At 59.3% G+C, this 26,406-nt stretch carries 21 protein-coding genes; all 21 read right to left on the bottom strand.

Annotated features, from left to right (window positions below):
- The 21 genes from ACKUUJ_RS07595 to murJ all read right to left on the bottom strand — a co-directional run bounded on the left by ACKUUJ_RS07595 (position 1) and on the right by murJ (position 26,406).
- Complete coding sequence (locus tag ACKUUJ_RS07595) at positions 1 to 936, bottom strand: ABC transporter permease (RefSeq protein WP_006236141.1); 936 nt, start codon at positions 934 to 936, stop codon at positions 1 to 3.
- 14 nt (positions 937 to 950) lie between these two features.
- The gene (locus ACKUUJ_RS07590) at positions 951 to 1,988 is read right to left on the bottom strand and encodes an ABC transporter permease (protein ID WP_117746680.1); all 1,038 of its coding nucleotides are present in this window, start codon (positions 1,986 to 1,988) and stop codon (positions 951 to 953) included.
- A gap of 156 nt (positions 1,989 to 2,144) precedes the next feature.
- Positions 2,145 to 3,821: an ABC transporter substrate-binding protein gene (locus tag ACKUUJ_RS07585; protein ID WP_409065202.1), complete on the bottom strand. Its 1,677-nt coding sequence runs from the start codon at positions 3,819 to 3,821 to the stop codon at positions 2,145 to 2,147.
- A gap of 294 nt (positions 3,822 to 4,115) precedes the next feature.
- A complete protein-coding gene (secG, locus tag ACKUUJ_RS07580; protein ID WP_006236144.1) occupies positions 4,116 to 4,370 on the bottom strand; it encodes a preprotein translocase subunit SecG in 255 nt (84 codons plus the stop codon).
- 158 nt (positions 4,371 to 4,528) lie between these two features.
- Positions 4,529 to 6,082 (bottom strand): 2,3-bisphosphoglycerate-independent phosphoglycerate mutase, encoded by a 1,554-nt coding sequence (gpmI, locus tag ACKUUJ_RS07575; protein WP_409065201.1) that lies wholly within the window; start codon positions 6,080 to 6,082, stop codon positions 4,529 to 4,531.
- A 5-nt stretch (positions 6,083 to 6,087) separates the two neighbouring features.
- Positions 6,088 to 6,855, bottom strand: a complete 768-nt coding sequence (gene tpiA / locus ACKUUJ_RS07570) for a triose-phosphate isomerase (protein WP_409065200.1) — start codon at positions 6,853 to 6,855, stop codon at positions 6,088 to 6,090.
- Entirely contained in the window at positions 6,848 to 8,050 is a 1,203-nt protein-coding gene (locus tag ACKUUJ_RS07565; RefSeq protein WP_346963933.1) for a phosphoglycerate kinase, read from the bottom strand. Before ACKUUJ_RS07565 ends, tpiA begins: the two co-directional genes overlap by 8 nt.
- 138 nt (positions 8,051 to 8,188) lie before the next feature.
- The gene (gene gap / locus ACKUUJ_RS07560) at positions 8,189 to 9,214 is read right to left on the bottom strand and encodes a type I glyceraldehyde-3-phosphate dehydrogenase (protein WP_006236151.1); all 1,026 of its coding nucleotides are present in this window, start codon (positions 9,212 to 9,214) and stop codon (positions 8,189 to 8,191) included.
- A 193-nt stretch (positions 9,215 to 9,407) separates the two neighbouring features.
- A complete protein-coding gene (gene whiA, locus ACKUUJ_RS07555; RefSeq protein ID WP_006236152.1) occupies positions 9,408 to 10,337 on the bottom strand; it encodes a DNA-binding protein WhiA in 930 nt (309 codons plus the stop codon).
- A gap of 6 nt (positions 10,338 to 10,343) precedes the next feature.
- A complete protein-coding gene (rapZ, locus tag ACKUUJ_RS07550; protein ID WP_022094878.1) occupies positions 10,344 to 11,264 on the bottom strand; it encodes an RNase adapter RapZ in 921 nt (306 codons plus the stop codon).
- A gap of 98 nt (positions 11,265 to 11,362) precedes the next feature.
- Positions 11,363 to 12,049: an N-acetylmannosamine-6-phosphate 2-epimerase gene (locus ACKUUJ_RS07545; protein ID WP_022094877.1), complete on the bottom strand. Its 687-nt coding sequence runs from the start codon at positions 12,047 to 12,049 to the stop codon at positions 11,363 to 11,365.
- 140 nt (positions 12,050 to 12,189) lie between these two features.
- Positions 12,190 to 13,155 (bottom strand): ROK family protein, encoded by a 966-nt coding sequence (locus ACKUUJ_RS07540; protein WP_409065199.1) that lies wholly within the window; start codon positions 13,153 to 13,155, stop codon positions 12,190 to 12,192.
- A gap of 171 nt (positions 13,156 to 13,326) precedes the next feature.
- Positions 13,327 to 14,247: a dihydrodipicolinate synthase family protein gene (locus ACKUUJ_RS07535; RefSeq protein WP_196025586.1), complete on the bottom strand. Its 921-nt coding sequence runs from the start codon at positions 14,245 to 14,247 to the stop codon at positions 13,327 to 13,329.
- Positions 14,248 to 14,315: 68 nt separating this feature from the next.
- Positions 14,316 to 15,167 (bottom strand): acetylxylan esterase, encoded by an 852-nt coding sequence (locus ACKUUJ_RS07530; protein WP_409065198.1) that lies wholly within the window; start codon positions 15,165 to 15,167, stop codon positions 14,316 to 14,318.
- Positions 15,160 to 16,137, bottom strand: coding sequence for an acetylxylan esterase (locus tag ACKUUJ_RS07525; protein WP_409065197.1), 978 nt, complete (start codon positions 16,135 to 16,137; stop codon positions 15,160 to 15,162). The genes ACKUUJ_RS07530 and ACKUUJ_RS07525 overlap by 8 nt, the downstream gene beginning before the upstream one ends.
- Before the next feature lie 80 nt (positions 16,138 to 16,217).
- Positions 16,218 to 17,045, bottom strand: a complete 828-nt coding sequence (locus ACKUUJ_RS07520) for an ABC transporter ATP-binding protein (protein ID WP_006236159.1) — start codon at positions 17,043 to 17,045, stop codon at positions 16,218 to 16,220.
- Entirely contained in the window at positions 17,046 to 19,061 is a 2,016-nt protein-coding gene (locus ACKUUJ_RS07515) for a dipeptide/oligopeptide/nickel ABC transporter permease/ATP-binding protein (RefSeq protein WP_117848733.1), read from the bottom strand.
- Between the two features lie 3 nt (positions 19,062 to 19,064).
- Positions 19,065 to 20,021, bottom strand: a complete 957-nt coding sequence (locus tag ACKUUJ_RS07510) for an ABC transporter permease (RefSeq protein WP_022094871.1) — start codon at positions 20,019 to 20,021, stop codon at positions 19,065 to 19,067.
- Between the two features lie 155 nt (positions 20,022 to 20,176).
- The gene (locus tag ACKUUJ_RS07505) at positions 20,177 to 21,790 is read right to left on the bottom strand and encodes an ABC transporter substrate-binding protein (RefSeq protein ID WP_409065196.1); all 1,614 of its coding nucleotides are present in this window, start codon (positions 21,788 to 21,790) and stop codon (positions 20,177 to 20,179) included.
- A gap of 365 nt (positions 21,791 to 22,155) precedes the next feature.
- On the bottom strand, positions 22,156 to 24,096 hold the full coding sequence (gene uvrC, locus ACKUUJ_RS07500) for an excinuclease ABC subunit UvrC (RefSeq protein ID WP_305954489.1): 1,941 nt from the start codon (positions 24,094 to 24,096) through the stop codon (positions 22,156 to 22,158).
- Between the two features lie 6 nt (positions 24,097 to 24,102).
- The gene (murJ, locus tag ACKUUJ_RS07495; protein WP_409065195.1) at positions 24,103 to 26,406 is read right to left on the bottom strand and encodes a murein biosynthesis integral membrane protein MurJ; all 2,304 of its coding nucleotides are present in this window, start codon (positions 26,404 to 26,406) and stop codon (positions 24,103 to 24,105) included.

Here is a 26,406-nt window from a genome sequence, read left to right as displayed (position 1 = left end):
TTATGCGTCCTTCATCTTGACGTCGAGGGCGTCGCGCAGACCGTCACCCAGCAGGGTGAAGGCGAGCACCGTCGAGAGAATTGCCAGACCGGGCATGATCATCATCCAGGGAGCGGTCAGAAGATACTGCTGACCGTCCTGAATCATGGAGCCCCACGAAGGCGTAGGCGGAATAACGCCCATGCCGAGGAAGGACAGAGCGGACTCGGTCAGAATGGCGCCACCAATGTTCATGGTCGCGTAGACCACGATGGAGGCGACGGAGTTCGGGAAGATGTGACGCACGACGATACGAGCATCAGATGCACCCATCGCGCGCGCTGCATCAACATAGTCGTTTTCCTTGACCGTCAAGATTGCAGAGCGGAAGACGCGCGCAATCGAAGGCCAGCCAAGAATGCCGATGGCGATAAAGACGTTCTGAAGACCACGGCCGATAACGGCGATCATGGCGACAACGAACAGCACGTACGGGAACGCCAGGAAGATGTCCGCACAGCGCATGATGATCGTATCCCAAATGCCGCCGTAGAAACCGGCCAGGGCGCCCATGACCAGACCGATCAATGTGGAGATGGCGGTGGCCATGATACCGACAGAAAGCGAAACGCGTGCACCGTAGATAACGCGGACGAGAATGTCGCGACCGAGGGCATCGGTGCCAAACGGGTGCTCGGCACACGGAGCCAGTAGCGATGTCTCGGCCATGGTGGTCGAATCGGAAGCCGTCGGCGAACCGAGCCAGGGCTTAGCCCACAGATCTGCGGTCAGGGCAACCACAACGACGATGATGATCCAGCAGACACCGATAACGGCGAGCTTGTTCTTACGAAGACGCTTAAAAGCGTCGCCCCACAGCGTGCGGGACTTGGCGGGAGCAGATGCGACCTTGGTGGCGGTAGCCTGCTCCTGAGACTGAGAATCAGTTTCCTGCATGAGACGTACCTCCCTTAGGCCTTATCCGACGGACCGCCAAGGCGGATGCGCGGGTCGAGGAATGCATAGCTAATGTCGACGAGCAGGTTGATCACCATGACGACGACAACGATGAGCGTAACGCCGCCCATAACGATGGGCCAGTCACGCATGCTAATGGCGCGATAGACCTCATAGCCGATACCGGGCCAGTTGAAGACCGTCTCGGTCAGGATGGCGCCCGAAAGCATGCCGCCAAAGTCGACACCAATATAGGTAACGACGGGGATGAGTGCATTCTTAAGCGCATGCTTGACGATGATCGCACGATTGGAGAGACCCTTGGCCTTTGCCGTACGGATGTAATCCTGGTTCATGACGTCAAGCAGCTGCGAGCGCATAATGCGCGCAGCATAAGCGGTCGAAACCGAAGCCAGCGTAATGGTCGGAAGCACATAGTGCATCCAATCCTGATACTGAGAGCTGGAACCGCCGGCACCCGAGATCGGCATGGAGATTGCACCGCCCGTGGCGTCCTTGAGGATGACGCCAAAGAACAGCTGCAGCAACATACCGAGCCAGAAGGCCGGGACCGCAACGAGGATCGACGTGGTGAGCGTTACCAAAATATCCCAGAAGGAATAACGCTTTACCGCCGAAATGATACCCGCACCGATACCCATAATTGCCTCGAGCACGATGGCGCACGCGGCAAGTTTGACCGTATACGGATACTTCTGGGCAAAGATTTCCGTAACCGGCAGCTTGCGCTGATACGAATTGCCCAGATCGCCATGAAGCAGGCCGTTCATGTAATACAAGTAACGGTCCACGAGCGACGTTTGAACGGGGTCGCCGTTCTCGTCAAGGATCGCGTTGCCGTCCTCGTCCGTCTGGACCAGGTGATAGCGAACGCGAAGCTGAAGCTCCACCTCGGGGGACAGAGCCTTGTCTCCACCGATCAGCTTGATCGGATCTCCCGGCACGATATTCTGGAGGGCGAACAGAATCAGCGTAACGCCCAAAAACACCGGGATGAACTGAAGCACACGTTTAACGATGTACTTACCCATACCACTCCCCTATCTAGGGATTAACCTAAATGGGATGCCGATCGCCAGACCGGCATCCCAAAATTACCATCAGCCAGTTTACCCCAGGTTAGGGAGAACTGTATGTTTCCCATGAGGTCTACGTAAATACTTGACCCTCACGGAAGCTGCAAACTCTTAGGCGAGCTCAGCGGTACCCAGATCGGCGTGCTTCTGCGGATCGACATAGAGGTGCTTGATGCGATCGGAGCCGGCGACAGTGTGCGTGTAGAACATAATCGGGATGACCGGGCAGTCGGCAGCGACCATTGCGTCGGCCTCCTGCATCTTGGCGACGCGCTCCTCATCGTCAACAATAGTACGAGCCTCGTCGACCTTGGCGTCGAACTCGGGGTTGCTGTAACCAGAGCGGTTGTCGCCACCGAGGGAGTCGGAGTGGAACAGCGGATACAGGAAGTTGTCCATGATCGGGTAGTCGGCAATCCAACCCAGACGACCGAACTGATAGTTAAAGTTCTGATACTGCTCGAGCAGGGCAGACCACTCGGGGGTATCGGAGACAGCGGTAACACCAACCTTGGCGAGGTCGCCGATGATGGACTCCATGATCTCCTTGTGACCGCCGTCCTGGTTGTAGGAAAGGGTCACGCTAATGCCACGATCGCCGTTAGCGCCAGCGGGAGCAACCTTGTCGAGGTACTCGTTAGCCTTGTCGACATCGTAGGCGCAGAACTCCCATGCGCCCTCCTTGTAGCCATCGATGCCCGGAGGAACAATGCCGTCGGCAGGGGTACGGGTACCCTTGAAGATGGTCTTGCAGATGGCCTCACGGTTGATGGCCAGGGAGATACCCCTACGCAGGTCGGCGTTGTTGAACGGCTCGGCCGTGGTGTTGCAGGTCAGATAGTACGTGGAAGGCTCGGCGCCGAGCAGCATGCGCTCGCCGTCTCCCATGGTGTAGCCGTCCTTGGACACGCCGCGATCCTTCTTGGCGGCATCAATCTGAGCGACGGGAACGTCGCAGACATCGAGGTTACCCGCCTGGAACTCCTTGTAAGCGGTCTCCATGTCCTTGATGACCTGGAAGTGGATGCCATCGATCTTGGCCTTGTCGCCATAGTAATCGTCGAACTTCTTGACGTTGATCTCCTGGCCATCCTCCCACTTGCCGTCCATCATGAACGGGCCGTTACCGACCGGGGCAAGGTAGAAGCTCTTGACATCGGACTCGGCGCACTCGGGAACCGGGGCCAGAGCCGGGTGAGAGGCGACGAAGGGGAAGTCGGCGTAAGCGGAAGCCAGCTTGACGACGAGGGTCTCATCGTCGGGGCAGGTAACACCGCTGAGCTCGGTAGCGTTACCGGCAAGCAGATCGTCATAGCCCTCGACCATGGAGAGGTGATAGGAGACCTCGGAAGGGCCGTACTCGGTAGCGACAGCCGACTTGGTGTTGACCAGACGCTCCCAACCGAGCTTGAAGGACTTGGAGGTAACGTCGTCACCGTTGTGGAACTTGGCCTTCTTGATCTTGAAGGTAAACTCGGTGGCGTCGTCGTTGGACTCAAAGGACTCGCAAGCCAGCGGAACGATCTCGCCCTTCTCGGCGTCGTAAGAGGTCAGAGCATCAAAGAGCTGGTACTCGACCTGAGTGCCCTGGTCCTCCTGGACATTGTAGGGGTCGATGCAGACCGGGTTGTTGATGTAGAAGTTCAGCTTCGAACCGGACTCAGAACCGGAAGCGTCGCCGCCCTTCTTGCCGCATGCGGCAAGAAAAGCCATGGAGCTCGCAGCAAGGGTACCGCCGACAAAGGCGCGACGACCCATAACGGGCTGGTGGAACATAGAATCAGCCATGCCATCCTCCTTATGAGATAGGACAAAGAAATGTTCAGTCGGACACATGTCGAGACAATCCGATCCGAACCATCAAAACGCCGCCCGTTGCTATGGCTGGTTATGCACAACGAACCAACGTTTCGCAATACAGTAGCGCATTTTATGCACGATTTGGGGCTAATTCCGGTCAACGGTCGAGAATTTCTTTAGTTGGGCGAAGTATGTGGGGATATTTTGGCTCTGTTACAAATATGTAAACAAAAAGGGTCCCGCACTTGCGGAACCCTTTTCAAGTATTTATGTGGCTCGTGCTTAGTAGCCGACGATACCCTGCGGGAAGAAGAACATGCACAGGACGACACACACGGCAAAAACGACGGCCATAATTACCGTCAGGCGATCGAGGTTCTGCTCCATGACGCCCGTGGCAGAGCTGGAGTTATACAGCGAGCTAGCGATCATATCCGAAACGCCGGTGCCCTTACCAGAGTGCATCAGGACGAGAATCGTCAGCGCCACGGCAGAGACAGCCCAAACGACAAACAGAAGAATCTGAAACGGACCCATAGATAAGCTCCTTAATAGAACAATTCAAACTCCAGTACTGTACCACAACCCCCAGCACTCCCCCATCAGCCATTTGGTGACGAGGTAGAAATAGCGCAAAAAAGAGGGTTGTCCGGTTGTGGACAACCCCCTTACTAGAAAACGGTATTTGTTTTCTATTAGGCCTCGGTGGCGAGTACGCGACCCGTCATCTCGGCGGAAGGTTCAATACCAGCCATGGTGAGCATAGTCGGAGCGATATCGGAGAGACGGCCGTCCTCGATACCGGTAAGCTGTGCCTTCTCATCAACGATGATGAACGGCACGCGGTTGGTGGTGTGAGCCGTGAACGGATGCTTGGAACCGTCGGAAGCGACGTCAAACATGTGATCGGCGTTGCCGTGGTCGGCGGTGATCAGCGCAAAGCCGCCCTTGGCGAGAATCGCCGGGACAACCTTGGACAGGGCATCGTCAACGGCCTCGACAGCCTTAACGGCAGCGTCGAACACGCCGGTATGGCCAACCATGTCGCAGTTTGCGAAGTTCACGATGTAGAAATCAGCGCGATCCTCGTTGATGGCGGCGACAAGCTTCTCGGTAACCTCAGGAGCGCTCATCTCAGGTTGCAGATCGTAGGTAGCGACCTTGGGGGAAGCGACGAGCACGCGCTCCTCGCCCTCCTTGGGCTCCTCGATGCCACCGTTGAGGAAGAACGTCACGTGAGCGTACTTCTCGGTCTCGGCGGTGTGCAGCTGCTTCAGGCCATTGTCTGCGATGACGTCGGCCAGGACGTTCTCGGGGAACGTCTTGGCGAAGGCAACCTCGACGTCAAACGTCGGATCGTACTCGGTCATCGTCACAAAGTGCGAGAGCTTGATCTGCTCGCGCTCAAAGCCGTCGAACTCCTTGTCCGTGAACGCACGAGTCATCTGACGGGCACGGTCGGGACGGAAGTTGAAGAAGATGGCCGCGTCGCCCTCGTGGATGCCCTCATTGTGGGCAGCAAAGGGCTCGACGAACTCATCGCCGCGCGGATCCTTCTCGTAGTAGGCCTTGATACCGGCAACGGGGTCGGTATCGGCATCGGACGCATTGACCATGACATCGTAGGCGCGCTGGATACGCTCCCAACGGTTGTCGCGGTCCATGGCCCAATAACGGCCCGAGACGGTAGCAACGCGAGCGTCGCAACCGGTCTCCTCAGAGATCTTGGCCAGGAAGGCGCAGAACTCACTCATGTAACCGGCACCGGACTGCGGGTCGACGTCGCGGCCGTCCATAAAGGCGTGGACGCGAACGGTCTTGACACCGTGCTCGGCAGCCATCTTGACCAGAGCCTCGACGTGGTTCATGTGAGAATGAACACCGCCAGGACTCATAAGGCCCATAAGGTGAAGGGTCTTACCCTCGGCCTTGACATCGTCCATAGCCTTGACGAAAACCTCGTTCTTGGCGATGGAGCCGTCCTTGATGGCATTGTTGATGCGCGAAAGCTCCTGGAACACGATGCGACCGGCACCGATGTTGAGGTGACCCACCTCGGAGTTGCCCATCTGACCGTCGGGAAGGCCCACGTCCTCGCCCGAAGCACCGAGCGTGGTGTGAGGATACTTCTCGTACAGGCTATCAAGGAAGGGCGTCTTAGCAGCGGCGACGGCGTTCTCGCCATCGGCCGGAGCCAGGCCACAGCCGTCCATGATGATCAGGAGTGCAGGAAGATGACGTTGTGCCATATGTCCTACTCGCCTGCCTTGACGACCATAGAGGCGAAGTCGGCAGCCTTGAGCGAAGCGCCGCCCACGAGGGCGCCGTCGACGTCGGGCTTGGCGACGAGCTCGGCGATGTTGCCGGGCTTGGCAGAGCCACCATAGAGAACGCGGATGCCGTTAGCGAGCTCCTCGCCGAACATCTCCTTGAGGGTCTCACGGATAGCGCCGCAGACCTCCTGAGCGTCCTCGGCGGTAGCGGTCTTGCCGGTGCCGATAGCCCAGATGGGCTCGTAGGCGACGACGACCTGCTTGGAGCAAGTGATCTCGAGACCCTCGAGACCTGCCTTGACCTGGTTGCAGACGAAGTCGACATAGGTGCCGGCCTCGCGAACCTCCTCGGGCTCACCGCAGCAGAAGACGGGAACGATGCCAGCGGCAACGAGGGCCTTGGCCTTCTTGTTCATATCCTCGTCGGTCTCGTGGAAATATCCACGACGCTCGGAGTGACCGATGATGCAGTAAGTGCAGCCAGCGGACTTGAGCATATCGCAGGAGGACTCGCCGGTGTAGGCACCCTTTGCCTCCCAGTACACGTTCTGTGCACCGAGAGCGATGGGGGCAGCCTGCATGCGGGCGTGAACGGTGGTGATGTCGATGGTCGGCGGGCAGACGAGGACCTCAACGCCCTCGGGAACTTCGGGCAGAGCCTCGGCGAGCTCGTCAGCGAGCTTAGCGGCAGCGGCAACGTCGTTGTTCATTTTCCAGTTGCCGGCGATGAGTTTAGTGCGATTAGGCATCGAGAAGCGCCTCCACTCCGGGGAGAGCCTTGCCCTCGACGAGCTCCATGGAAGCGCCGCCACCGGTGGAGATCCAGCTCATCTTGTCGGCAAGATCGAACTTGTTGACGGCTGCGACGGAGTCGCCACCGCCGATGATGGAGGTGCCGCCGTTGGCCTTGAGCTCGGCAACAGCCTCGGCAACGGCCTTGGTGCCGTGCGCGAAGTTATCGAACTCGAAAACGCCCATGGGGCCGTTCCAGAAGACGGTCTTGGCGCCCTTGATGGCCTCGGCGTAAAGGGCCTCGGTCTTGGGGCCGATGTCCATGCCCATGCGATCCTCGGGGATGGCGTCGGAAGCGACGACCTCGCCCGTAGCGTCCTCGCCGAAGTGGTCGGCAACGAGGTTATCGATCGGGAGCAGGATCTTGACGCCCTTGTCCTCAGCCTTCTTGAGCATCTCTGCAGCGCGCTCGACCCAGTCCTCCTCTTTGAGGGAGGTACCGACGGTCTTGTAGCCCTTGGCCAGGAAGAAGGTGTAGGCCATGCCGCCACCGATGATCAGGGTGTCGGCGGAATCGATCAGATGATCGAGGACACCGATTTTGGAGGAAACCTTGGAACCGCCGACGATGGCGACGAAAGGACGCTCAGGATCAGCGAAGATGCTGGTCAGCGTGTCGACCTCCTTCTCAAGTAGGAAGCCTGCGACAGCGGGGAGATAGGCGGCCGGGCCCACGACGGAACCCTGTGCGCGGTGAGCGGTGCCGAAGGCGTCGAGAACGAAGATGTCGCCGTAGGAAGCGAGCTTCTTGGCGATCTCGGGATCGTTCTTCTTCTCGCGCTTATCGAAACGGACGTTCTCGAGAACGAGGACCTTGCCCGGCTCGACAGCCTCGACGGCCTTGGCGGCCTCCTCGCCGTAGGTGTCCTGGACGAAGCTGACGTCGAGACCGGAAAGCTCGGCGAGCTTGGCGGCAACCGGCTTGAGCGAAAGCTCGGGCTCGAAACCAGTGCCGGCAGGACGGCCAAGGTGGCTCATGAGGATGACGCGAGCGTTGTGCTCGACGAGATACTTGATGGTGGGAAGGGCAGCCTTGATGCGGGTGGTATCGCCCACGACGCCGTCCTTGATAGGCACATTGAAGTCAACGCGAACGAGAACGCGCTTGCCGTCGACATCGATGTCGCGGACGGTCTTCTTGGTAAAGGCCATGTTTGCTTCTACCTTTCGTACATGTGTGCACGTATGTGCGCACGGTTTCCAATAAAAAAGGACGCGACCCCAGAGCATAAGCCCTTAAAGGCCGCGCCCTTCTTTAGACGCTCAACGAGCTATTCGCTAAAAGCTAAATTAAGCAACGAACTTCTCGAAGTACTTGATGGTGCGGACCATCTGAGAGGTGTAGGAGTTCTCGTTGTCGTACCAAGAGGTGACCTGAACGAGGGTCTGGCCGTTGCCGAGATCAGAGCACATGGTCTGGGTGGCGTCGAAGATGGAGCCGTGGGTCTCGCCGACGATGTCGCGGGAGACGATCTGGTCCTCGTTGTAAGCGAAGGTATCGGGGATGGTCTCGGCGTAGGCCTTCATGGCAGCGTTGACCTCGTCGACGGTGACCTTCTTGTCAACGACGGCGTAGAGGTTGGTCAGCGAGCCGGTCGGCGTCGGGACGCGCTGGGCGGCACCGATGAGCTTGCCGTTGAGCTCGGGGAGAACCAGGCCGATGGCCTTGGCAGCGCCCGTGGTGTTCGGGACGATGTTCTCGGAGCAGGCGCGGGAGCGACGGAAGTTGCCCTTGCGCTGCGGGCCGTCGAGCGGCATCTGGTCGCCGGTGAAGGCGTGGATGGTGGTCATGATGCCGGAGACGATGGGAGCGAAGTCGTTCAGGCCCTTGGCCATCGGGGCGAGGCAGTTGGTGGTGCAGGAAGCAGCGGAGATGATGTTGTCCTCAGCGGTCAGCGTCTCATGGTTGACGTTGTACACGATGGTGGGCAGATCGCTGCCGGCCGGAGCGGAGATGACGACCTTCTTGGCGCCAGCGTTGATGTGGGCCTGAGCCTTAGCCTTGCTGGTGTAGAAGCCGGTGCACTCGAGAACGACGTCGACGTCGAGGTCGCCCCAAGGCAGGTTGTTGGCGTCGGCCTCCTTGTAGATCTTGATCTCCTTGCCGTCAACGGTGATGGAATCCTCGCCAGCGACGACCTCGTGATCGCGAGCATAGTTGCCCTGCGTGGAGTCGTACTTCAACAGGTAAGCGAGCATATCGGGAGAGGTGAGGTCGTTGATAGCGACGATCTCGGAGCCCTCATGACCGAACATCTGACGGAAGGCCAGACGACCGATGCGACCGAAGCCGTTAATAGCAACCTTTACTGCCATTGTGTCTCCTTTCGTAAGGCCCCCGCAAGCTACAGCGCCTGCCGTTGAGGCCCACAAACTAACCACTCGCCTAATATACCTTTTTTTTGGCTTGAATTTCACGAGAATGCTCGAAATTGAAAATCAAATTTGCGTTAAAACGCTTTAACGTATAAAACAGCAGTTAAACCACCATAAAAGCTATTGCGTTAAACTACCCGCTTGCTTCAATGAGCTTTTCAAGGCGCAAAACACGGTGATACAAGGCCGACTTCGACAAAGGAGGGTCGGCCATTTCCCCCAAATCTCGCAGTGAGAGATCGGGGTAACGCTCGCGTAAGTCACAAAAAACTGCCAGAGCGTCCGGCAGCGTTTCGCGCAAACCGCGCCGATCAAGCTCATCGATGAGCGCAAGCTGATGTTGGGCGGCACCGGCACTTCTGGTCTGGTTGGCAAGCTCTGCGTTCACGCGACGATTCACGTCGTTCTTCACCAGCTTAACCGCGCGGGCCTCTTCAATCTCGGCAACGCTGCGCTTGGCGCCAATCAGCTGTAACAGACGTTTAATCTCCTCGGCACTCTTGATGTACACGGCATACGAGCCGCGACGCGCATTGACGCGGGCGTGAACTCCAATCTGCTCCAGAAGGTCGCAAAGTCCCTTTGCATACTCCTCGCCCTGAACCGCGATCTCCAAATGAAAATCGCCACGCGGGTCGGCAACAAAGCCTCCGGCAATCAGCGCACCGCGAATATAGGCGAGCCTGCAGCAAGGACGGGCGACGATGTGGCGCGGCACACCCGCGACGAGCCCTCCCCTACGGTCGAGAATGCCCAGCAGCACCAGAGCCTTATCCAAATCGGGCTGATCGGGCAAGGTGATGAGATAGTTTCGTACCTTGTGCAGAACCGACTTACGAACCGTGAATTCGGTCTTGAGCTTAAGGATACGATGCGTCAGCGCAATCATCGTGCGCGCCACAGCACCCGTCTCGGTCGCGACCGTCAAGCGGTACCGTCCCGAGCCCGCCAGCGAAAGCGTGCCGCTCACACGCGTTAGCGCAGCAAGCGTCGACAAATCGCAGTATTCGCATTCTGGTTCGCAGCGCGCAAGCTCGTCACGCACCTCAGCGGTAAACGACATGTAAACCTATGCCTTCGTGTTGGCACGCGACAGGTCACGGTGGGAGATGCTCACATGATACTGAGCACCCTCCAGGTAGCGGGCCGTGGCCTCAGCAATGGCGACGCTACGGTGCTGTCCGCCTGTGCAGCCGATAGCAATGGAAAGCTGCGGCTTGCCCTCTGCGATATAACCCGGCATGACCGTATCGAGCAGCTGGGTCCAGGCCTTCCAGAACTCCTGGGTCTTGGGGTGGTCCAAGACAAAATCGGAGACCTTCTTATCGAGACCGGTCATGGTGCGCATCTCGGGATCGTAGAAAGGATTGGGCAAGAAGCGAACATCGATCATGATATCCGCCTCGACGGGCATGCCATGCTTAAAGCCAAACGAGAACACGTGGACATCCATAAGCTGCTGGTCGGACAGCTCGGAAAAAGCCATGCGCAGCTTGTTGCGCAAGGCAGAAGTGCGCAAGCGGCTCGTGTCGATAATCATATCCGCTCGATCGCGAACGCCCTGCAGCTGCAGACGTTCACGCTGAATAGCGTCGGCCGTGGTCTCCCCCGGCTTTGCAATGGGATGGCGACGACGGTTTTCGCTATACCGGCGAATCAGCACCTCGTCAGACGCCTCGAGAAACACAATGTCGCAGCTCATCTCGCGCTCTTCCAGTGCGGCAACAGCATCGAGCAGTTCATCGAACAAGCCCTGGCTACGCAGGTCGCAGGTAACGGCAAGGTGCCTGCCCACGCCCGTATTGATGCCAACGAGCTCAGCAAGCTGGGCAATCAGGCGTGGGGGCAGGTTGTCGATACAAAAATAGCCCATGTCCTCAAACACATGCATGGCTTGCGTTCGGCCCGAGCCGGACATTCCGGTGATGATGACGATATCGGGGATACGCTCCGAGCGCTCCGCCGCATCCATGGCATCTCCCTTTTGCATGTGTGCCTCCTAAAATAAGCGCGGGACCCGGCCAGCGGATCCCGCGCGATCAATTGCCTTTATTGAGTATACCGCCCCAAGCGGATACAAGGCCCGTCTTACGCCTCAAGCGCAGCCTTGAACCAACTTGTAATACTCGTGGGGTGCGTGATAGCGGTGCCGACGACAACGGCCCACGCGCCGGCGTCGATTGCAGCGCGAGCCTCCTCGGGCGTATGCACGCGACCCTCGCAAATGATGGGAAGGCCGGGAAATTCCTCGGTCGCCTGACGCAGGAGCGGCAGGTCGGGGCCATCGGCCATGGTGCAGTCGATGGCGGCGACACCGTGAGAGAGTGTGGTGGATACCAGGTCGAAGCCCATATCAACCGCACGGCGAATGTCCTCGATGGTGGCACAATCCGCCATCAGGAGCACACCCTCCTCATGCAGCGGGCGGAAAGTATCCTCGACCGTCTTACCATCGGGGCGCGGACGATCGGTGGCGTCGATCGCCACGATATCGGCACCGGCAGCAACGCAGGCGCGAGCGTGACGCAGCGTCGGCGTGATGTAAACGCCCTCGTGCCCATCCTTCCACAGGCCGATAACAGGAACCTCACAGCGGCCCTTAATGGCGGCAATGTCGGCAAGGCCCTGGCAGCGAATGGCGGCGGCGCCGCCAAGCTCGCAAGCACGGGACATTTGAGCCATGGTCTCGGGTGTACGAAGCGGCTCGCCCATATACGCCTGAACGCTCACGACGAGCTTACCCTTCAGGGACTGGATCAAAGGATCGACGGTCATGTTCGACTCAACCTTTCTCAAAACAGCCTTCTGAGACACCGCACCTTGACGTTCAAACCGTCGCTCGCGTACCGAAGTACGCTTCGCTCCTCTTTCACGTCAATCTGCGGCACCTCAGAAGGCGCACTTGGTAGTTATATTTACTTCAACGACGCAAGAAGGTGTTCGGCAGCACCGATGAGCGGCGCGTCGCCCTCCAGAGAGCCGATGAGAATCGGCGTGTCCTGAAGCGGGTCGAGCGCCTGGCTGGCATAGCCCTCGTGCACCGAGTCCTTCCACGTCTGTGAACGCCAATCGGGACCTTGGTGAATCACGCCGCCCGAAAGCACGATGACCTCAGGGTCCAGGATGTTAGCGAGCGAGCCCAGGCTGGCGCCCAGCGCAAAGCCGGCGTCATGAATGACCTCGGTCGCCTTTGTGTCGCCTGCGCGGCACAGGTCGTTCACGTCACGGCCGACCGAAGGACGGCTGGGGTCGACGCGGCCAAAACGCTCATCGTACATGCGCCCGATTGATGTTCCGGAAGCAACCGACTCCAGATGGCCGGAACGCCCGCAGGCGCAGGGAATGCCAGCGGCAGCCGAGCACTCGATGTGGCCCATATGGCCGGCAGCACCATGGAAGCCCTGCATCACGCGGCCGTTCTCGACATATGCGCCACCGATGCCCGTACCGATGCCCAAACACAAGACGGAGAACTTGCCCTTGCCGACGCCCCAGTGGGCCTCGCCCAGAGCATGAGCCTGCACGTCGCCTACAACGGCAACGGGAAGGCCGAGGTCCTCGCGCAGACGCGGCCCCAACTGAACGCCGGACCAGCCGGGCATAATCTCATTGGCATACGCGATGGCGCCCGTCTTGGGGTCGACGACACCGGCAGCGCCGATGCCAACTCCGAGGACCTCGACATCGGGATTTGCTTCAAGAGCTGCCATGATAGACGCCTCGATGCGCTGGAAGACCGCTTCGCCACCCTCCTGGGCCTCGGTGGGAACCTCAGCCTCAAAAACGGGATGGGGCACACCGCCGTCAGCCGGGTACTCCATGATGGCAGTCGCGATCTTAGTTCCGCCGATATCGACAGAGCAGACGTACTTGTTCTCCATGTCGTTCTCCTTCGGAGACAAAACAACTACAGGAAATGCGCCGTCAGGCTAGCCGTCACAGCGCGGTAAAGGTTTTTCAGGTGCCCGAGATCGCCGAGAAACCGTGCGGCCATTGGCCTAATGGGTCATGGCCGCACGGTTGAACGGCGAGGTCGGGTGCCTGGGAAAGCCTTAAAGGAGACCGTTGTCCTGGAGGACCTTGCGAATCGCCTCGACGTTCTCACCGGTCATGGCCTTCACCGGGCGCGGCATGGTCGGGCTGTCGAAGATGCCCATGAGGTTCATAGCGGTCTTGAAGGCGCCGACGCCACCGGCATAGCCCTGGACGCCCGAGGTGACATCCCAGATGTGCGAAATCTCATTGAGGCGATCCTGCTCGGCCTTGACGGTAGCCCAGTCACCAGCCTGAGCGGCCTTCCACTGACGAACGTAGCCCTCGGGCTCAACGTTGGCGAGGCCCGGAACGGAACCGTCGGCGCCACCGAGATAGGCACCGTCGACGACGACCTCATGGCCGGTAAGGATGCTCATCGGATGGCCGTTCTTCTCGTTCTCCTGAATGAGGTAGCGGAACGAGATGTCATCGCCCGAGGAATCCTTGACGCCAGCCAGGACGCCCTCGGCGCCGAGCTTAGCAAGGAGCTTCCAGGGGAGCTTGGTGTGGACGCACACGGGGATGTCGTAGGCGAAGATGGGCAGGTCGAGTTCCTCGTGAAGGATGCGGAAGTGCTCCTCGACCTCGGTCATGCCCTGCAGGGCATAGAACGGGCAGGTGGCGACGAGCGCATCGGCGCCCAGCTCCTGAGCGACCTTGCCGTGCTCGATCATGCGCTCGGTCTCGGTGTCGATGATGCCGACCAGAACGGGAACGCGGTGGTCGACGATACGGACGGCCTCTGCGACAATCTGGCGACGGCGCTCGTCGGTGGAGAAGACGACCTCGCCCGAGGAGCCCAGGAAGAACAGGCCATCGACGCCGGCATCGATCATGCGGTTGATGCTGCGCTCAAAGGAGGCAACGTCGAGCTGGTGGTCTTCGGTATCGGGAACAACGACGGGAGGGATAACGCCGGTGAATTTCTGAGTTGCCACAAGAATCTCCTTAGTTGTCTGGCGAGCGGCCCTATGCCACCCACTCTTGTTGGCAGTGTCCAGGCCGTCTAGGCCAAAGAACACGGGTAGAACGTTTGGTTAAAGAAGTCGACGACTTCGTTTTCGAACGCATTGATGCGCTCGTGAGCGTATTTGGCATAGATGATATGCCTCCGGTCACACTCAAGACCGTTGAATACGGCAAACTGTCCCTTGGGGTCGCTCACGGTATCCATAAGCGATGTGCCTATGAGCGCCGATCCGCGCGCCCGAGACGACAGCGCCTCGAGACCGCTGGGAAGCGGATTGGCAAGCGCCGTGCAGGCAAGGCCCCGCTCGTCCAGAGCAGAAACCGCCAGCGCAACTCCGCCGCCAAGACCCTCGCCCCATGCAAAAATGCGGTCGGGGTCCACGCCATCAAGATTGCGCGCGACCTTCGCCAACGCGCAGCCCCAACGGACGCGCTCGACAAAAGCGGGCGAGGTAATCCCCTGCTGCAGATCGTCCGCACCAGCAACATCGTCATCCAGCGCGAGAACGGCATACCCCATGGCGGCAAATCTCGTCATGTGATGCCAGCCACGCACAGGCCGATCGATGTCGTGAAACATCAGGCACAGTGGCACGCGCTCAGATACTCGGGCACGACCAACTGGCTCAATCAAACGAGCGTGGACCGCATTGTCACCGAGTTCAAAGGAAACCTCCGAGTAACGGGCGCAGGGGTTAACAAAGTCAATCGCCGTAATGGCCAGGCCTTGAATCTCAAGATTCGAAGCGCATGCCTCTAAATCAGAAATATCTGCTTGGGCATCACCGTGCCAGTCCCGATATTCTGCGAGCCTTGACGAAACCGTTCCAGGAATTCCCACGAGCCCGGGGACTATCAGCTCGTCAACATTGCTCTCGCACTTAGACATGAGCCTCCCCTCCCTCGCAGAAAAACGAAATGATCAGATCATCAAAGTCCTGAATCTCCTCGTGGCCAAAACCTTCAAAGAACTCATGACGCTTTTCACAGGTCAGGTTGTTGTAGACCGCAAACTGCGTCGCCGGCGGACAGACGATATCGGCTGTGCCCGTGCCAAACAGAACGGGACATTTGACCATGGGGGCAAAGTTCTTGGAATCGAAGTACGCCAGTTTGGCATAGGCTTCCTCGATACGAGTCGAGTCCTCGTCAAACCAACGCGACCAATAGCGCAGACCCTCGTAGGCAATATCGTCGGCGTCCAGATCCCAAACCAGGCGGAAGTCCGATAAGAAGGGATAGAGGATGGCCGCGCGATTGATAAGCTCGCTGTTAAGCGCGCAGGTCGCAATACCCAAACCGCCACCCTGCGATGCGCCGTTCACATACACGCGGGTAAGATCGATGCCCCCGAGCTCGCGAACGATGCGGCACAGAATGCGGATATCCTGATGTAGGCGGACATAATAGAGGTTGGCCGGGTCGCCGTCGATACCGGCAACGATATGGCCCGCGACCGTCGTGCCCTCAAATCCACCAATGTCCTCGGAGGGGCCTCCTTGGCCGGGACAATCGAGAGCAATGAGCGCCATGCCCATGCCCGCAAACGACGCCTGCTCAAACCAGCTGCGGCTCGCACCCGGATATCCATGGAACTGAAGCACCAGCGGCACGGGCTCCTCCGAGACCGGCTTGAGGTACTTGGCATGCAGGCGTGCACCACACATGCCGGTATACCAGAGATCGAAAAACCGACAGGTCGCGGAATCCGCAACCGAAGCCGCCTCGATCGCGTAGTCGAGCTCGACGGCCTCGGCCTCGGCCATGCGGTCCTTCCAAAAGAGATCGAAATCCGATGGACGGGGCATAGCGCCTCGATATTCACCAAATTGCTGTTGTAGCTCCTGAGCACTTGGCATGGCTCGTGAACCCAGCCTTTCGAAATCGCAACGGAGGTGCGCCCGGCAAGGGAACCGGGCGCACGGGAGGGAAAGCGAGGCTACTCGCCGAGCTTGGGATGCAGCAGCGACGGCGCAGCGCCGAGCAGCATCTTGGTGTAGGGGTCCTGAGGGTGCTGGAAGACCTGCTTGGCCTCGCCCTGCTCGACGATCTTGCCGCCATTCATAACGATGATGTCGTCAGAGATATAGCGGACCGTCTGGATGTCATGGCTGATGAACACCATGGCCAGGCCGAGCTCCTTCTTAAGGTCGGTCAGCAGGTTCAGAATCTGCGCGCGGACCGAAACGTCCAGAGCCGAGGTGGGCTCGTCGGCGATGATGGCATCGGGGTTCAGCGACAGGGCACGGGCAATTGCGACGCGCTGGCGCTGGCCGCCCGAAAGCTGGCCGGGAAGAACCTCGGCGGCGGAGCTGGGCAGACCGGTGAGCTCCAAGAGCTCCTTGACGCGCTTCTCCTGCTCGGCCTCGGTGCCCAGGTTGTGGACGCGCATGGGGTCGAGCAGTTGCTCGCGAACGACCATGCGGGGGTTGAGCGCCGTGGCCGGGTTCTGGAACACGACCGAGATGACGCGACCCATGTGGCGACGGTCCTCGGCGGTACGTTTGGTAACGTCCTTACCCTTAAAGTAGACCTTGCCGCTCGTGGGGGCCTGCAGGCCGCACATGACGTTGGCGGTGGTGGACTTTCCGCAACCGGACTCGCCGACGATGCCGATAGTCTGTCCGGGCATGAGCTTAATCGTTACACCCTGGACGGCGTGAACCAGGTTGGGGTGCAGAATCGAGCCGGTACGGGTCCTAAAGGTGACGTGGACGTCATCAAGGAAGATGATCGGCTCGACGCCGTTGACTGCGGTCTCGCTCATCTACATCACCTCCGCGTGAGGGGTCAAACCATTTGCCTTGAGCACCTCATCGGGGAGCTCGGAATAGAAGTGCTCGGTGCCGGGCACGCGCTTGAAGACCGGACGGGTGTCCAGGCCAATGCGCGGATGGCTCGAGCGGGGTGCGAAGCGATCGCCCTTGGGGAAATCGCGCGGGCTCGGAACGGCGCCGGGCACCTGGTGCAGGCGGCCCGAACCGCTCTCGATGGACAGGACGGAACCCAGAAGACCGCGAGTGTACTCGTGGATCGGGTTGGTGAGCAGCTCCTTGGTGGGCGCCTGCTCGATAACCTGACCGGCGTACATAACCGTGATGTTATGAGCGACCTCGGCGACCAGTGCCAGGTCGTGCGAAACGAAGATCATGGCAAAGCCGAGCTTGGCCTGAAGGTCGTTAAGCAGCTTGATGACCTGCTTCTGGACGGTAACGTCCAGAGCGGTCGTGGGCTCGTCGCAGATGACCAGCTTGGGGTCGCGGGTAAGGGCCATAGCGATCAGAACGCGCTGACGCTGACCACCGGAAAGCTCATGCGGATAGCTCTCGAGCGTACGCTTGGGGTCGAGACCCACGAGCTCCAGGAGCTCCTCGGCGCTTCGGGTGCCGCCGCGCTTGGTGAGCTGCTTCATCTGGGCGGAAATGAGCATGGAGGGGTTGAGCGAGGACAGGGCGTCCTGATAGACCATGGCGATATCGGTACCGCGCAGGCCGAACCACTCCTTCTTGCTCATCTTGAGCAGGTCGCGGCCCTCCCAGAGAACCTCGCCGGAGAGATGCTCGTCATCGTCGGTCAGGCCCATGATGGCCAGCGTGGTGATGGACTTACCGCAGCCGGACTCACCGACCAGGCCCATGGTCTGGCCGGGACGGACATCAAAGTTGACGTGGTCGACGACGTTGATATCACCGTGGTGCTCAAACTGGATGCAGAAATCACGGACCGAAAGGATCGGCTCAACGGACTCATCGGGCACATGGCGGTCGTTACGCTTGAGCTCGACATCGCGCAGGGCGCCAAGACGGGCGGACAGGGACTGAGCCTGCTCCTTGTAAGCGCGAACGGGGTCGGAGACCAGCAGGTCGGCCTCGCGGCGCTTGGAGGAGTCGGTCGGATCCAGGGCGGCAGAGGGAGCAGCGGCCATGGCGTCGGTAATGCCCTCGGAGAGGATGTTGAGCGCCAGGCAGGTGATCATGATGGCCAGGCCCGGGAACAGTGCCTGCCACCAACGGCCAGCGAGCACGCCGCCGCGGGCGTCGGCGAGGATGTTGCCCCAGGTAGCGGTGGGCTCCTGGATACCAGCGCCGATAAAGGTCAGCGAGGCCTCGAAGATGATGGCGTCGGCGACCAGGGTAACGGTGAAGACCATGATCGGGGCGATGCAGTTACGCAGAACATGCTTGATCAAAATCCACGGAGCCTTGGCGCCGGAAACGATGACCGCGCGGACATAGTCCTCGCCGTACTCGGACACGATGTTGGCGCGCACGATACGGGCAATCTGCGGAGTGTACATAAAGCCGATGGCGAAGATGATCGACGGCACGGAATTGCCCAGGATGGAGACGAAGACGGCAGCGAGAGCGATGCCCGGGATGGACATGATGATGTCCAGGATGCGCATGATCGCCTCGGAAACGGACTTGCGCGAAACCGCCGCGAGGGCGCCCACGACCGAGCCGCAGACCAGAGCCATGGCAGTAGCACCGAAGCCGATGATCAGCGAGTAACGGCCACCGTAAAGCATACGCGACAGGATGTCGCGGCCCTTATCGTCGGTACCGAAGATAAATCCATTGCCGGGAGCCTGGCGAGCAGTGAAAATCTCGACCGGGCTATAGGGGGCAAGAAGGGGCGCCAGAATCGCGGTCAGGGCGACCAGTGCCAGCACGACGGCGGCAATCTTAGAAGACAGCGTCATCTTCTTCCAGCCACCGAGCTTGAGCCCCTTGGAGGCAGCTTTCTCGAGCTGCTCGGTTTGCTTCTCTCGAATCTTTACCATAATCTACACCGTCCTGATGCGCGGGTTGATGAGCAGGTAGAGCATGTCAACCACGATGTTGATGATGATGAAGGCAAGAGCAACGACGATGACGACGCCCTGAACCAGGTTCGCCTCGTTGCCCTGAACGCCCTGCAGAATCGCAGTACCCATGCCGGGGAGGTTGAAGATGACCTCGATGACGACGGCGCCGCCCATAAGGTAACCGATCTTAAGACCGAGGGTGGTGACCGGGGTGATCAGCGCGTTGCGCAAAACGTTGATGCCGACGACGACCTTCTCGGGAACGCCGGCGCCACGGGCCATGCGGACGTAGTCCTTATCGAGCTCCTCAACCATGGCCGTACGCACGATACGAGTCATCTGGCCCGTCAGCGGGAATGCCAGGGCGATAGCGGGCATGATCATACGTCCCAGATAGCCAGCCGGGTTGGTGGTGAAGTGAGGCAGAGCACCGGACGCCGGGAGCACCTTAAGGTAGGAAGAGAACAGCAGGATCAACAGGACGGCAAGCCAGAACGACGGGGTTGCCAAGCCGGCGATGGAGAAGACGCGGATCACTTGGTCCGGCCATTTATCGCGATACAGTGCCGCGATGACGCCGAGCAAAAACGAGACGACCGCGCCGATGGCAAGACCGATGAAGGTCAGCTGCATCGTGACGGGCAGGGCCGTGGAGATGCGCTTGGCAACGGAGTTGCGAGCAGCACCATAGGTGCCCATGTCACCATGGATCAAATCGCCCATATAGCGCACGTACCGCACGGGCCAGGGGTCGTCCAGACCATACTTCTCATGGTACTCGGCAACCGCCTCGGGCGAGGCACCGTCACCCAACGCCGTATAGGCGGGGTCGGTCTTGGAGAACGACATAAGGAAGAACACCAGGACGGTGACGCCCAATGCCATGATCGGCAGCGCCACGAGACGCCTTCCAATCAAACGTAGAAAGTTGTTCACGTTCTCTCCCCTTTCTTTTGTCGGTAGGACCAACTGGTATATGAGTATGGATACTCATTACAAGACCCGAGCGACATCGAGGCCGCCCGGGTCTTTGTTTCAACTATGAGGACGTTGCCTTACGACCGACGCCCCACATATGACTCAAGCGAGTCTTAGGCCTTGACGGTCGCGACGCCCCTGAAGGACATGCTCGTCGTGCCGATGCCCTTGAAGCCATCGAGGGCCTCGCCGTTGGGCGCGGTGGACGGATCGTCCCAGGAAGCGGAGACGGTCTTGACGTGGACAACGGGGTACAGAACGGCGTTGTCGGCGATGATGTCGAAGCACTCGTTCCACTTCTTCTGCTGCTCGTCGCCCTCGGCGGCAAGAGCCTCGTCCATGAGACCGTGGAGCTTCGCCCACTCAGCGGAATCCTTCCACGGGCAACGGGTCTGCATCCAGACGTTGTCGCCATACCACCAGTTGAGCAGCAGGTCGGGATCGGCGCCGAAGCAGGACGGATCGCCAGGAGCGAGAAGGATATCGTAGGCCTCGCCGCCGTCGATGGCAGCGTAGGTGGCCGGCGAGGTATCGGTCTGGATGGTCACATCGAAGCCGAGGGCGTCGAGGTCGTTCTTGACCTGAGCGGCCATACCCTTGATCTGCTCGTTGTCGGTGGTGCGCAGGGTGATGGCGCCCGGGGTGATGCCAGACTCTTCGATGAGCTTCTTGGCCTTCTTGGCGTCAGTCTTGTACACCGTGGAAGCCTCATGATAGTTGGTGAAGCTCTTGGGCAGGTAGCAGCTGGCAGCGGTGGCAAGGCCGGCGAAGGTGTTGGTGATCATCTTCTCGGTGTCGAGCGCGTACATGACGGCCTGACGGACCTTGACGTTGTTCCAAGGCTCCTTGGCGACGTTGAACATGATGAAGCGGGTGCCGAAACCCTGAACGTTATCGATCTTGCAGCCAGCGCTCTCGAGCTGGTCGACGGCGTCAGCGGTGACGAGCTCCATAACGAGCGTGGAGCCCTCCTGCTGAGCGGTAACGCGAGCGGTGGGGTCGGTCAGGATGCTGTACTGGATCTTCTTATCCTCGGCAGCATACTCACCGTTGTACTCGGGGTTGGGAACCAGGGTGATCTCGGTATCGGAGATAGAGTCGTACATCCAGGGGCCGGAACCGATCGGCTGCTTGGCGCGATCCTCCTCGGCCTGGGTAGCCGGGGTAACGCGGATGATGGCCAGACGATCCTTGAGCAGGGAGAAGTTGGGGACCTTGGTCTTGACCGTTACAGTGCTGGCGTCCTTGGCCTCGATGGACTCGAAGGGCTGGAAGAACGGAGCATAGGTAGCAGAAGCGGCGCAAGCGGTGTAGGAGGCAACGACGTCGTCAGCAGTGACCTCGGTGCCATCGGAGAACTTGGCACCCTTGCGGATGGTGACCTCGAAGGTAGTGTCGTCCACAGACTTGGGATCGTCGGTGGCGAGCTCGTTGAAGGTGCTGTAGTCGTGGTAATCGATGCCGTAAAGGCCCTCGACGACATGCCAGTTAGCGCCCAGGCCAACAGCGGAGCCGGTGCTGGCGGGGTCGAAGCTGGACGGAGCGTAAGCGGAACCAGCGGTGATCACGCCGCCGCCACGGTTGGCGGAATCGGTGGAACCGGAAGCGGAACCCTCGTCGCTGGAGCTGCCACCGCAGCCGGTGAGACCAAGGCCGGCGACAGCAGCGACGCTGCCGGTGAGGCCGAGGAACGAACGCCTGGACATACCCTTGTTGATGATGGCCATGTCTTCTCCTATCAATAGAGAATCTTACCCGGGAGCACCTAGACTTGCCCCCGCGCAACTTGCGGACGATATATACCTTACCTACCGACAAACCCAACTTGGGTGCCGCGCTCGGCGACCGATACATACATACGCTTGAACGGTATTTACTACCGTTCACCGAATTCATTGACAAACGATTCGACAGACAGTATGTATCGACGAGGTGAGATATCAGTCTTCGTCAACCCGCAGGATAGCAGGGTTATTCACCATGGCTAGTCAAACGTTTTAGCGTTAATAAAACCCGAAATCAGCAGGTAATCGCCGCGAAATAAATGATTGAAAATCAACCAATCATGTATATCAGTTGTTTAGAAGAGCGTTTAGTTTTCGGAACGGCTGGCCGATGCCTGGGCGCGCTCGGCATTCCATGCAACAAGTGCCTCGTGGACCGCTTTGGCGACATCGGCCGGAACGCCTCGAACTTCCGCAATCTCCTGCTCGCTTGCCGCGCGCAAACGCTTCATCGAGCCAAAATGGCGCATAATGGCACGTTTTCTGGTGGGTCCCACGCCCGGAACGTCGTCAAGCACCGAAACCGTCATAGCCTTATCGCGCAACTCGCGATGGAACGTAATCGCAAATCGGTGGGATTCATCGCGAACCTGCTTGATCAGATAAAGCGAAGCGGAGCCGGTCGGCAGCACGACGGGGGTCTCGTCCCATGGCACGAAAACTTCCTCATCGGCCTTTGCCAAGCCACAAACTGGTATATCGAGGCCAAGCGCCTCAAGTTGCTTAATTGCAGCGGTCAATTGCGGCTTGCCGCCATCGACAACGAGCAAATCGGGGCGCGAGCCAAAGCGCTCGTCCGCCATGCGCTCGGGAGCATAGCGACGCCCCAGAACCTCGGACATCGATACGAAGTCGTTCGCCTCGTCCAATTCGGCCTGAATTTTAAAGCGACGATACTGGCCCTTGTCGGCACGGCCGTTGGTAAATACCACCATCGAAGCGACGGTAAAGGTGCCGTGCAACGTCGAGATATCGAAGCACTCGATGCGCAACGGCGGCGCAGGCAGCGCCAGCGCGCTTTCGAGCTCCAGGAGCGCCTGATTAGTGCGATCGTCAGCATACCCCGTGCGCATCATGTAGCGCATGAGGGCATGGCGCGCATTTTTGGAAGCCATATCGAGCAGGCGGTGCTTTTCGCCGCGCTGCGGCCTATGGAGATGGCAAGAGCGTTCGCGCTTGCCCGCAAGCCACTCCCCCAACGCTTCGGCGTCCTCAAGCTCGACAGAGAGATTGATCTCGGCTGGAATATCAGCCGTCTCGTCGTAATAGCGCTTAAGAAAGCCCGATTGAAGCTCTTCCTCGTCGACATCCAGGCCTTTATCGAGGATGAACTCACAAGTTCGAACCGTTCGGCCCTCGCGAACGACAAAGACACAGGCGGCAGAAATAGTCTCTTCGCGATAGAAGCCGATGACGTCGATATCGACGCTCGATGGAAAAACGACCTGTTGGCGATCGTCCAGGCCCCTAATGACTTCCAGGCGACGCTTGACGCGCGCCGCACGCTCAAAATCGAGCGTCTCGGCTGCCTCCGTCATCTCGGACGTAAGCTCGTCAACGACATCCTTGCGATGGCCCGACAAGAAACGTTCGACACGTTTGACGTTCTTGGCATAGTCGGCAGGGGAAATCGCGCCGACGCATGCGCCCGGCCCGCGCCCGACATGGTAGTCAAAGCAAGGACGCCCGTTTTGCGCGCAAATCATATTGACGATGTCTTCTTCGCCCTTATGAGATTCGACGATGCGGCGGCAGCGGCGCCATTCCGCACAGGATGCCGAGCAAATAGGAATAACCTTGCGTAGCGTATCGATGGTCTCACGCGCCGCACGGCTATCGGTATAGGGGCCAAAATAGCGCGTTCCCGGTTTATGACGCTCTCGCGTGTATTTAATAGCCGGAAACAAGTCGCTCTTGGTAATGGCGATAAAGGGATAGCTTTTATCGTCTTTGAGATCGACGTTAAAGTACGGATGGTACTGGCCAATCAGATTGCGCTCGAGCACCAATGCCTCGTGCTCGGTCTCCACCACGATATAGTCGAAGCTCGCCACCAGCTGCATCATGAGCGGGATCTTTTGACGCTCGTCCTGCAGCGTCACGTATTGACGCATACGGGCACGCAGGTTTTTTGCCTTGCCCACATAGATGACATCACCCTTGGCATCTTTCCAAAGGTAGCAGCCGGGTTGCGTGGGAACGCGCGAAACCTGCTCGGCAAGTGTTGGAATGTTGTCGTGACCTGCCACGCGCACCTACTTGCGACGAAGCAGCGCCGAGACCTCGGGCATCTTAAAGACGAAGGCAAGACCAAAAGTTACAGCGAGCGAGACGACACCTGCAACACAAACGTAGCCCAGGGTAATTAGGATCGAGCTGCCAAGCGCTCCGACAAAGTGCTCAAGTGCCCACAGGACGCCGGCGCCCGCGGCAGCGCCCAAGCCACCGAACAGTAGGCCGAAGAAACCGCCATGCAGGATAGACTTGACCCGAAGGCCATGCAGACGACGGCGCAGCCACCACAGTGAGCATCCGACCAAGACCACGTAGTCAACGACGTACGAAAGCGCAATTGCCGGCATACCGTAGCCCAGCACCACGCCAAACAGCAGCACCGAACCGGCCTGACCGATAGCGGAGTACAGGCAATAGCGGCTATAAGGTTTCATATCGAGCAGGGCCGAGAAGCTCTTCTGCATCAGCACGACCACGCCGTAGAGCGGCAGGGAAAGTGCCAGATAGATAAGGAACTCCGACACCAGCGCCACACCGGATTCATCGAACTTGCCGGCGCAGTAGATCATGTTGAGCGGACGGGCGAAGACGATCAGAAACATCGCAAACGGAATCAGGAAGAAGAGCATCTGGGCGACACCGCGCGAAATGCCCGTGCGGACGCTGTCGTAATCCTTCTCCTGCGCATCGTGAGAGAGTTCGGTATAGAGTGCCGTCGAAAGCGAGGCGGCGATCAGCGCATAGGGCAATGTGTACCACAGGCGCGCATATGCGATGACGGAAGGGCCGGTCTCGGGCTGCACCACCAGCGCGGCGGCATTGGTAATGGAGGTCGAGACAAACATGCACACCGTGGCGAGCAGCGTCGGGATACCAAGCGCGATCGTCTGTCGCAGCGCGGGATCCTTAAAGTCGATATGGATATGAGGATGCACGCCATGCTTGCCAAGCGCGGGAATCTGGCAGGCCATCTGGACAAAGACGCCGAGGGTCGTACCAGCTGCGATCAAGATAATACCGGCCTGCTCGCCAAATTGTGCAGACACGGGAGCAAAGCCCATAAAGCTGGCGATGACGATGACATTGTTGAGAACCGGGGCAAACGTCGACCAGAAATAGTCGCGGTGTGCGTTGAGAACGCCCGAGAACACCGAGCCCAAGCCATAAAACAGAATTTGAATAGCAAAGAAGCGGAACATGAACGCAGCGGTATCCATGCTGCCGCCATCGCCCGAAAGGAACGACTGCGTCCAAATAAAGCCGGGAGCAAACACGGTGCCCAGCAGCGAGATACCGCCCAGCAGCAGAAGCAGAATACCGAGCAGGTTGCCGACATACTCGTTCGATGCCTCGCGACCCTGCTCGCGCCTCACACCCATATACACTGGCAAAAACGCCGTAACGAGCATGCCGCCCATCACGAGCTCGTAGAGCATGTTGGGCAGGTTGTTGGCAACCTGATAGGAGGACGAGAGCAGCGACATACCGATGGCGGCCGCCATGGCCCACGTGCGGATAAACCCGGTGACACGCGACACGATGGTCAGCACGGTCATAAGGCCAGCAGAACGACCAACCGTGGAGTAGTCCGACGAACCCATATCGTCTACGTCGTCCTGAGAGTCCTCATAAACCTCATCTTGTGGCGGCAAATCGTCCACGACGGCAAAGGAGCCGGTTATCGCAAAGGGATCGTCAACCAAAACGGCGTCATCAGCAGGTGCGGCGTCATCGCTGTTCGGCATGTTGTTACCGGATACGGCATCATCATCGAATATGGCATGGTTGCCAAACACCGTGTCAACTTCATTGGCGGCGACGGTTCGGGCAGAAAACGACAGAGGGTCCCAGTCGTCATCACCGTCGATGGCCACGCCCTCGACGGGATCGGTCGAACCAAGCGGCGACCATTCGTCATCCGAAAAAAGCGGTTCGCCATCATCATGAGCCGTGGGCTTGGCGGAACGAGCGGCAGGAGCGCTCTGCGGTGTGCTCTTTCCCTGGGCTGCCATCAAAAACACCGCCGTCTCATCGGGACGCGGCGCACGAGGAGCCTCGGAGGCGATCGGCATCACGCTGGCGCTCGATTGAGCGGCGGCCAAAAAGACAGCCGTCTCATCGGGACGAGCCGAAGAAAGAACCGTACGGGGAAGTGCCGTGCCGGCACCGGCGGCACGCAAGTACACGGCCGTCTCGCCCGGGTCAGCGACAGCGGACCAGGCGTTTCGAATCTCGTTATCGAACGAAGCGGCCTCGGGCGCGGGCGTCTGAGGAGCCGACCCTTTTGCAAAGTGAGCTCCGCGCTTTGATTCTTCCTGCGGCAT

The organism is Collinsella sp. wc0583, assembly GCF_046116915.1.
Classification (GTDB): Bacteria; Actinomycetota; Coriobacteriia; order Coriobacteriales; family Coriobacteriaceae; genus Collinsella.
The sequence above is the reverse complement of the archived record's forward strand: the minus strand, read 5'-3'. Positions and strand labels throughout refer to the sequence as shown.

Bases quoted from the DNA above. Each gene is read 5' to 3' on its own strand.
- ACKUUJ_RS07540 (WP_409065199.1), bottom strand. From the start codon at position 13,155: ATGGAGAACAAGTACGTCTGCTCTGTCGATATCGGCGGAACTAAGATC.
- ACKUUJ_RS07595 (WP_006236141.1), bottom strand. From the start codon at position 936: ATGCAGGAAACTGATTCTCAGTCTCAGGAGCAGGCTACCGCCACCAAG.
- rapZ (WP_022094878.1), bottom strand. From the start codon at position 11,264: ATGCAAAAGGGAGATGCCATGGATGCGGCGGAGCGCTCGGAGCGTATC.
- ACKUUJ_RS07530 (WP_409065198.1), bottom strand. From the start codon at position 15,167: ATGTCTAAGTGCGAGAGCAATGTTGACGAGCTGATAGTCCCCGGGCTC.
- ACKUUJ_RS07515 (WP_117848733.1), bottom strand. From the start codon at position 19,061: ATGGTAAAGATTCGAGAGAAGCAAACCGAGCAGCTCGAGAAAGCTGCC.
- secG (WP_006236144.1), bottom strand. From the start codon at position 4,370: ATGGGTCCGTTTCAGATTCTTCTGTTTGTCGTTTGGGCTGTCTCTGCC.
- gap (WP_006236151.1), bottom strand. From the start codon at position 9,214: ATGGCAGTAAAGGTTGCTATTAACGGCTTCGGTCGCATCGGTCGTCTG.
- ACKUUJ_RS07545 (WP_022094877.1), bottom strand. From the start codon at position 12,049: ATGACCGTCGATCCTTTGATCCAGTCCCTGAAGGGTAAGCTCGTCGTG.
- ACKUUJ_RS07590 (WP_117746680.1), bottom strand. From the start codon at position 1,988: ATGGGTAAGTACATCGTTAAACGTGTGCTTCAGTTCATCCCGGTGTTT.
- ACKUUJ_RS07585 (WP_409065202.1), bottom strand. From the start codon at position 3,821: ATGGCTGATTCTATGTTCCACCAGCCCGTTATGGGTCGTCGCGCCTTT.
- whiA (WP_006236152.1), bottom strand. From the start codon at position 10,337: ATGTCGTTTACCGCTGAGGTGCGTGACGAGCTTGCGCGCTGCGAACCA.
- ACKUUJ_RS07520 (WP_006236159.1), bottom strand. From the start codon at position 17,045: ATGAGCGAGACCGCAGTCAACGGCGTCGAGCCGATCATCTTCCTTGAT.
- ACKUUJ_RS07505 (WP_409065196.1), bottom strand. From the start codon at position 21,790: ATGGCCATCATCAACAAGGGTATGTCCAGGCGTTCGTTCCTCGGCCTC.
- tpiA (WP_409065200.1), bottom strand. From the start codon at position 6,855: ATGCCTAATCGCACTAAACTCATCGCCGGCAACTGGAAAATGAACAAC.
- gpmI (WP_409065201.1), bottom strand. From the start codon at position 6,082: ATGGCACAACGTCATCTTCCTGCACTCCTGATCATCATGGACGGCTGT.
- ACKUUJ_RS07525 (WP_409065197.1), bottom strand. From the start codon at position 16,137: ATGCCAAGTGCTCAGGAGCTACAACAGCAATTTGGTGAATATCGAGGC.
- ACKUUJ_RS07565 (WP_346963933.1), bottom strand. From the start codon at position 8,050: ATGGCCTTTACCAAGAAGACCGTCCGCGACATCGATGTCGACGGCAAG.
- murJ (WP_409065195.1), bottom strand. From the start codon at position 26,406: ATGCCGCAGGAAGAATCAAAGCGCGGAGCTCACTTTGCAAAAGGGTCG.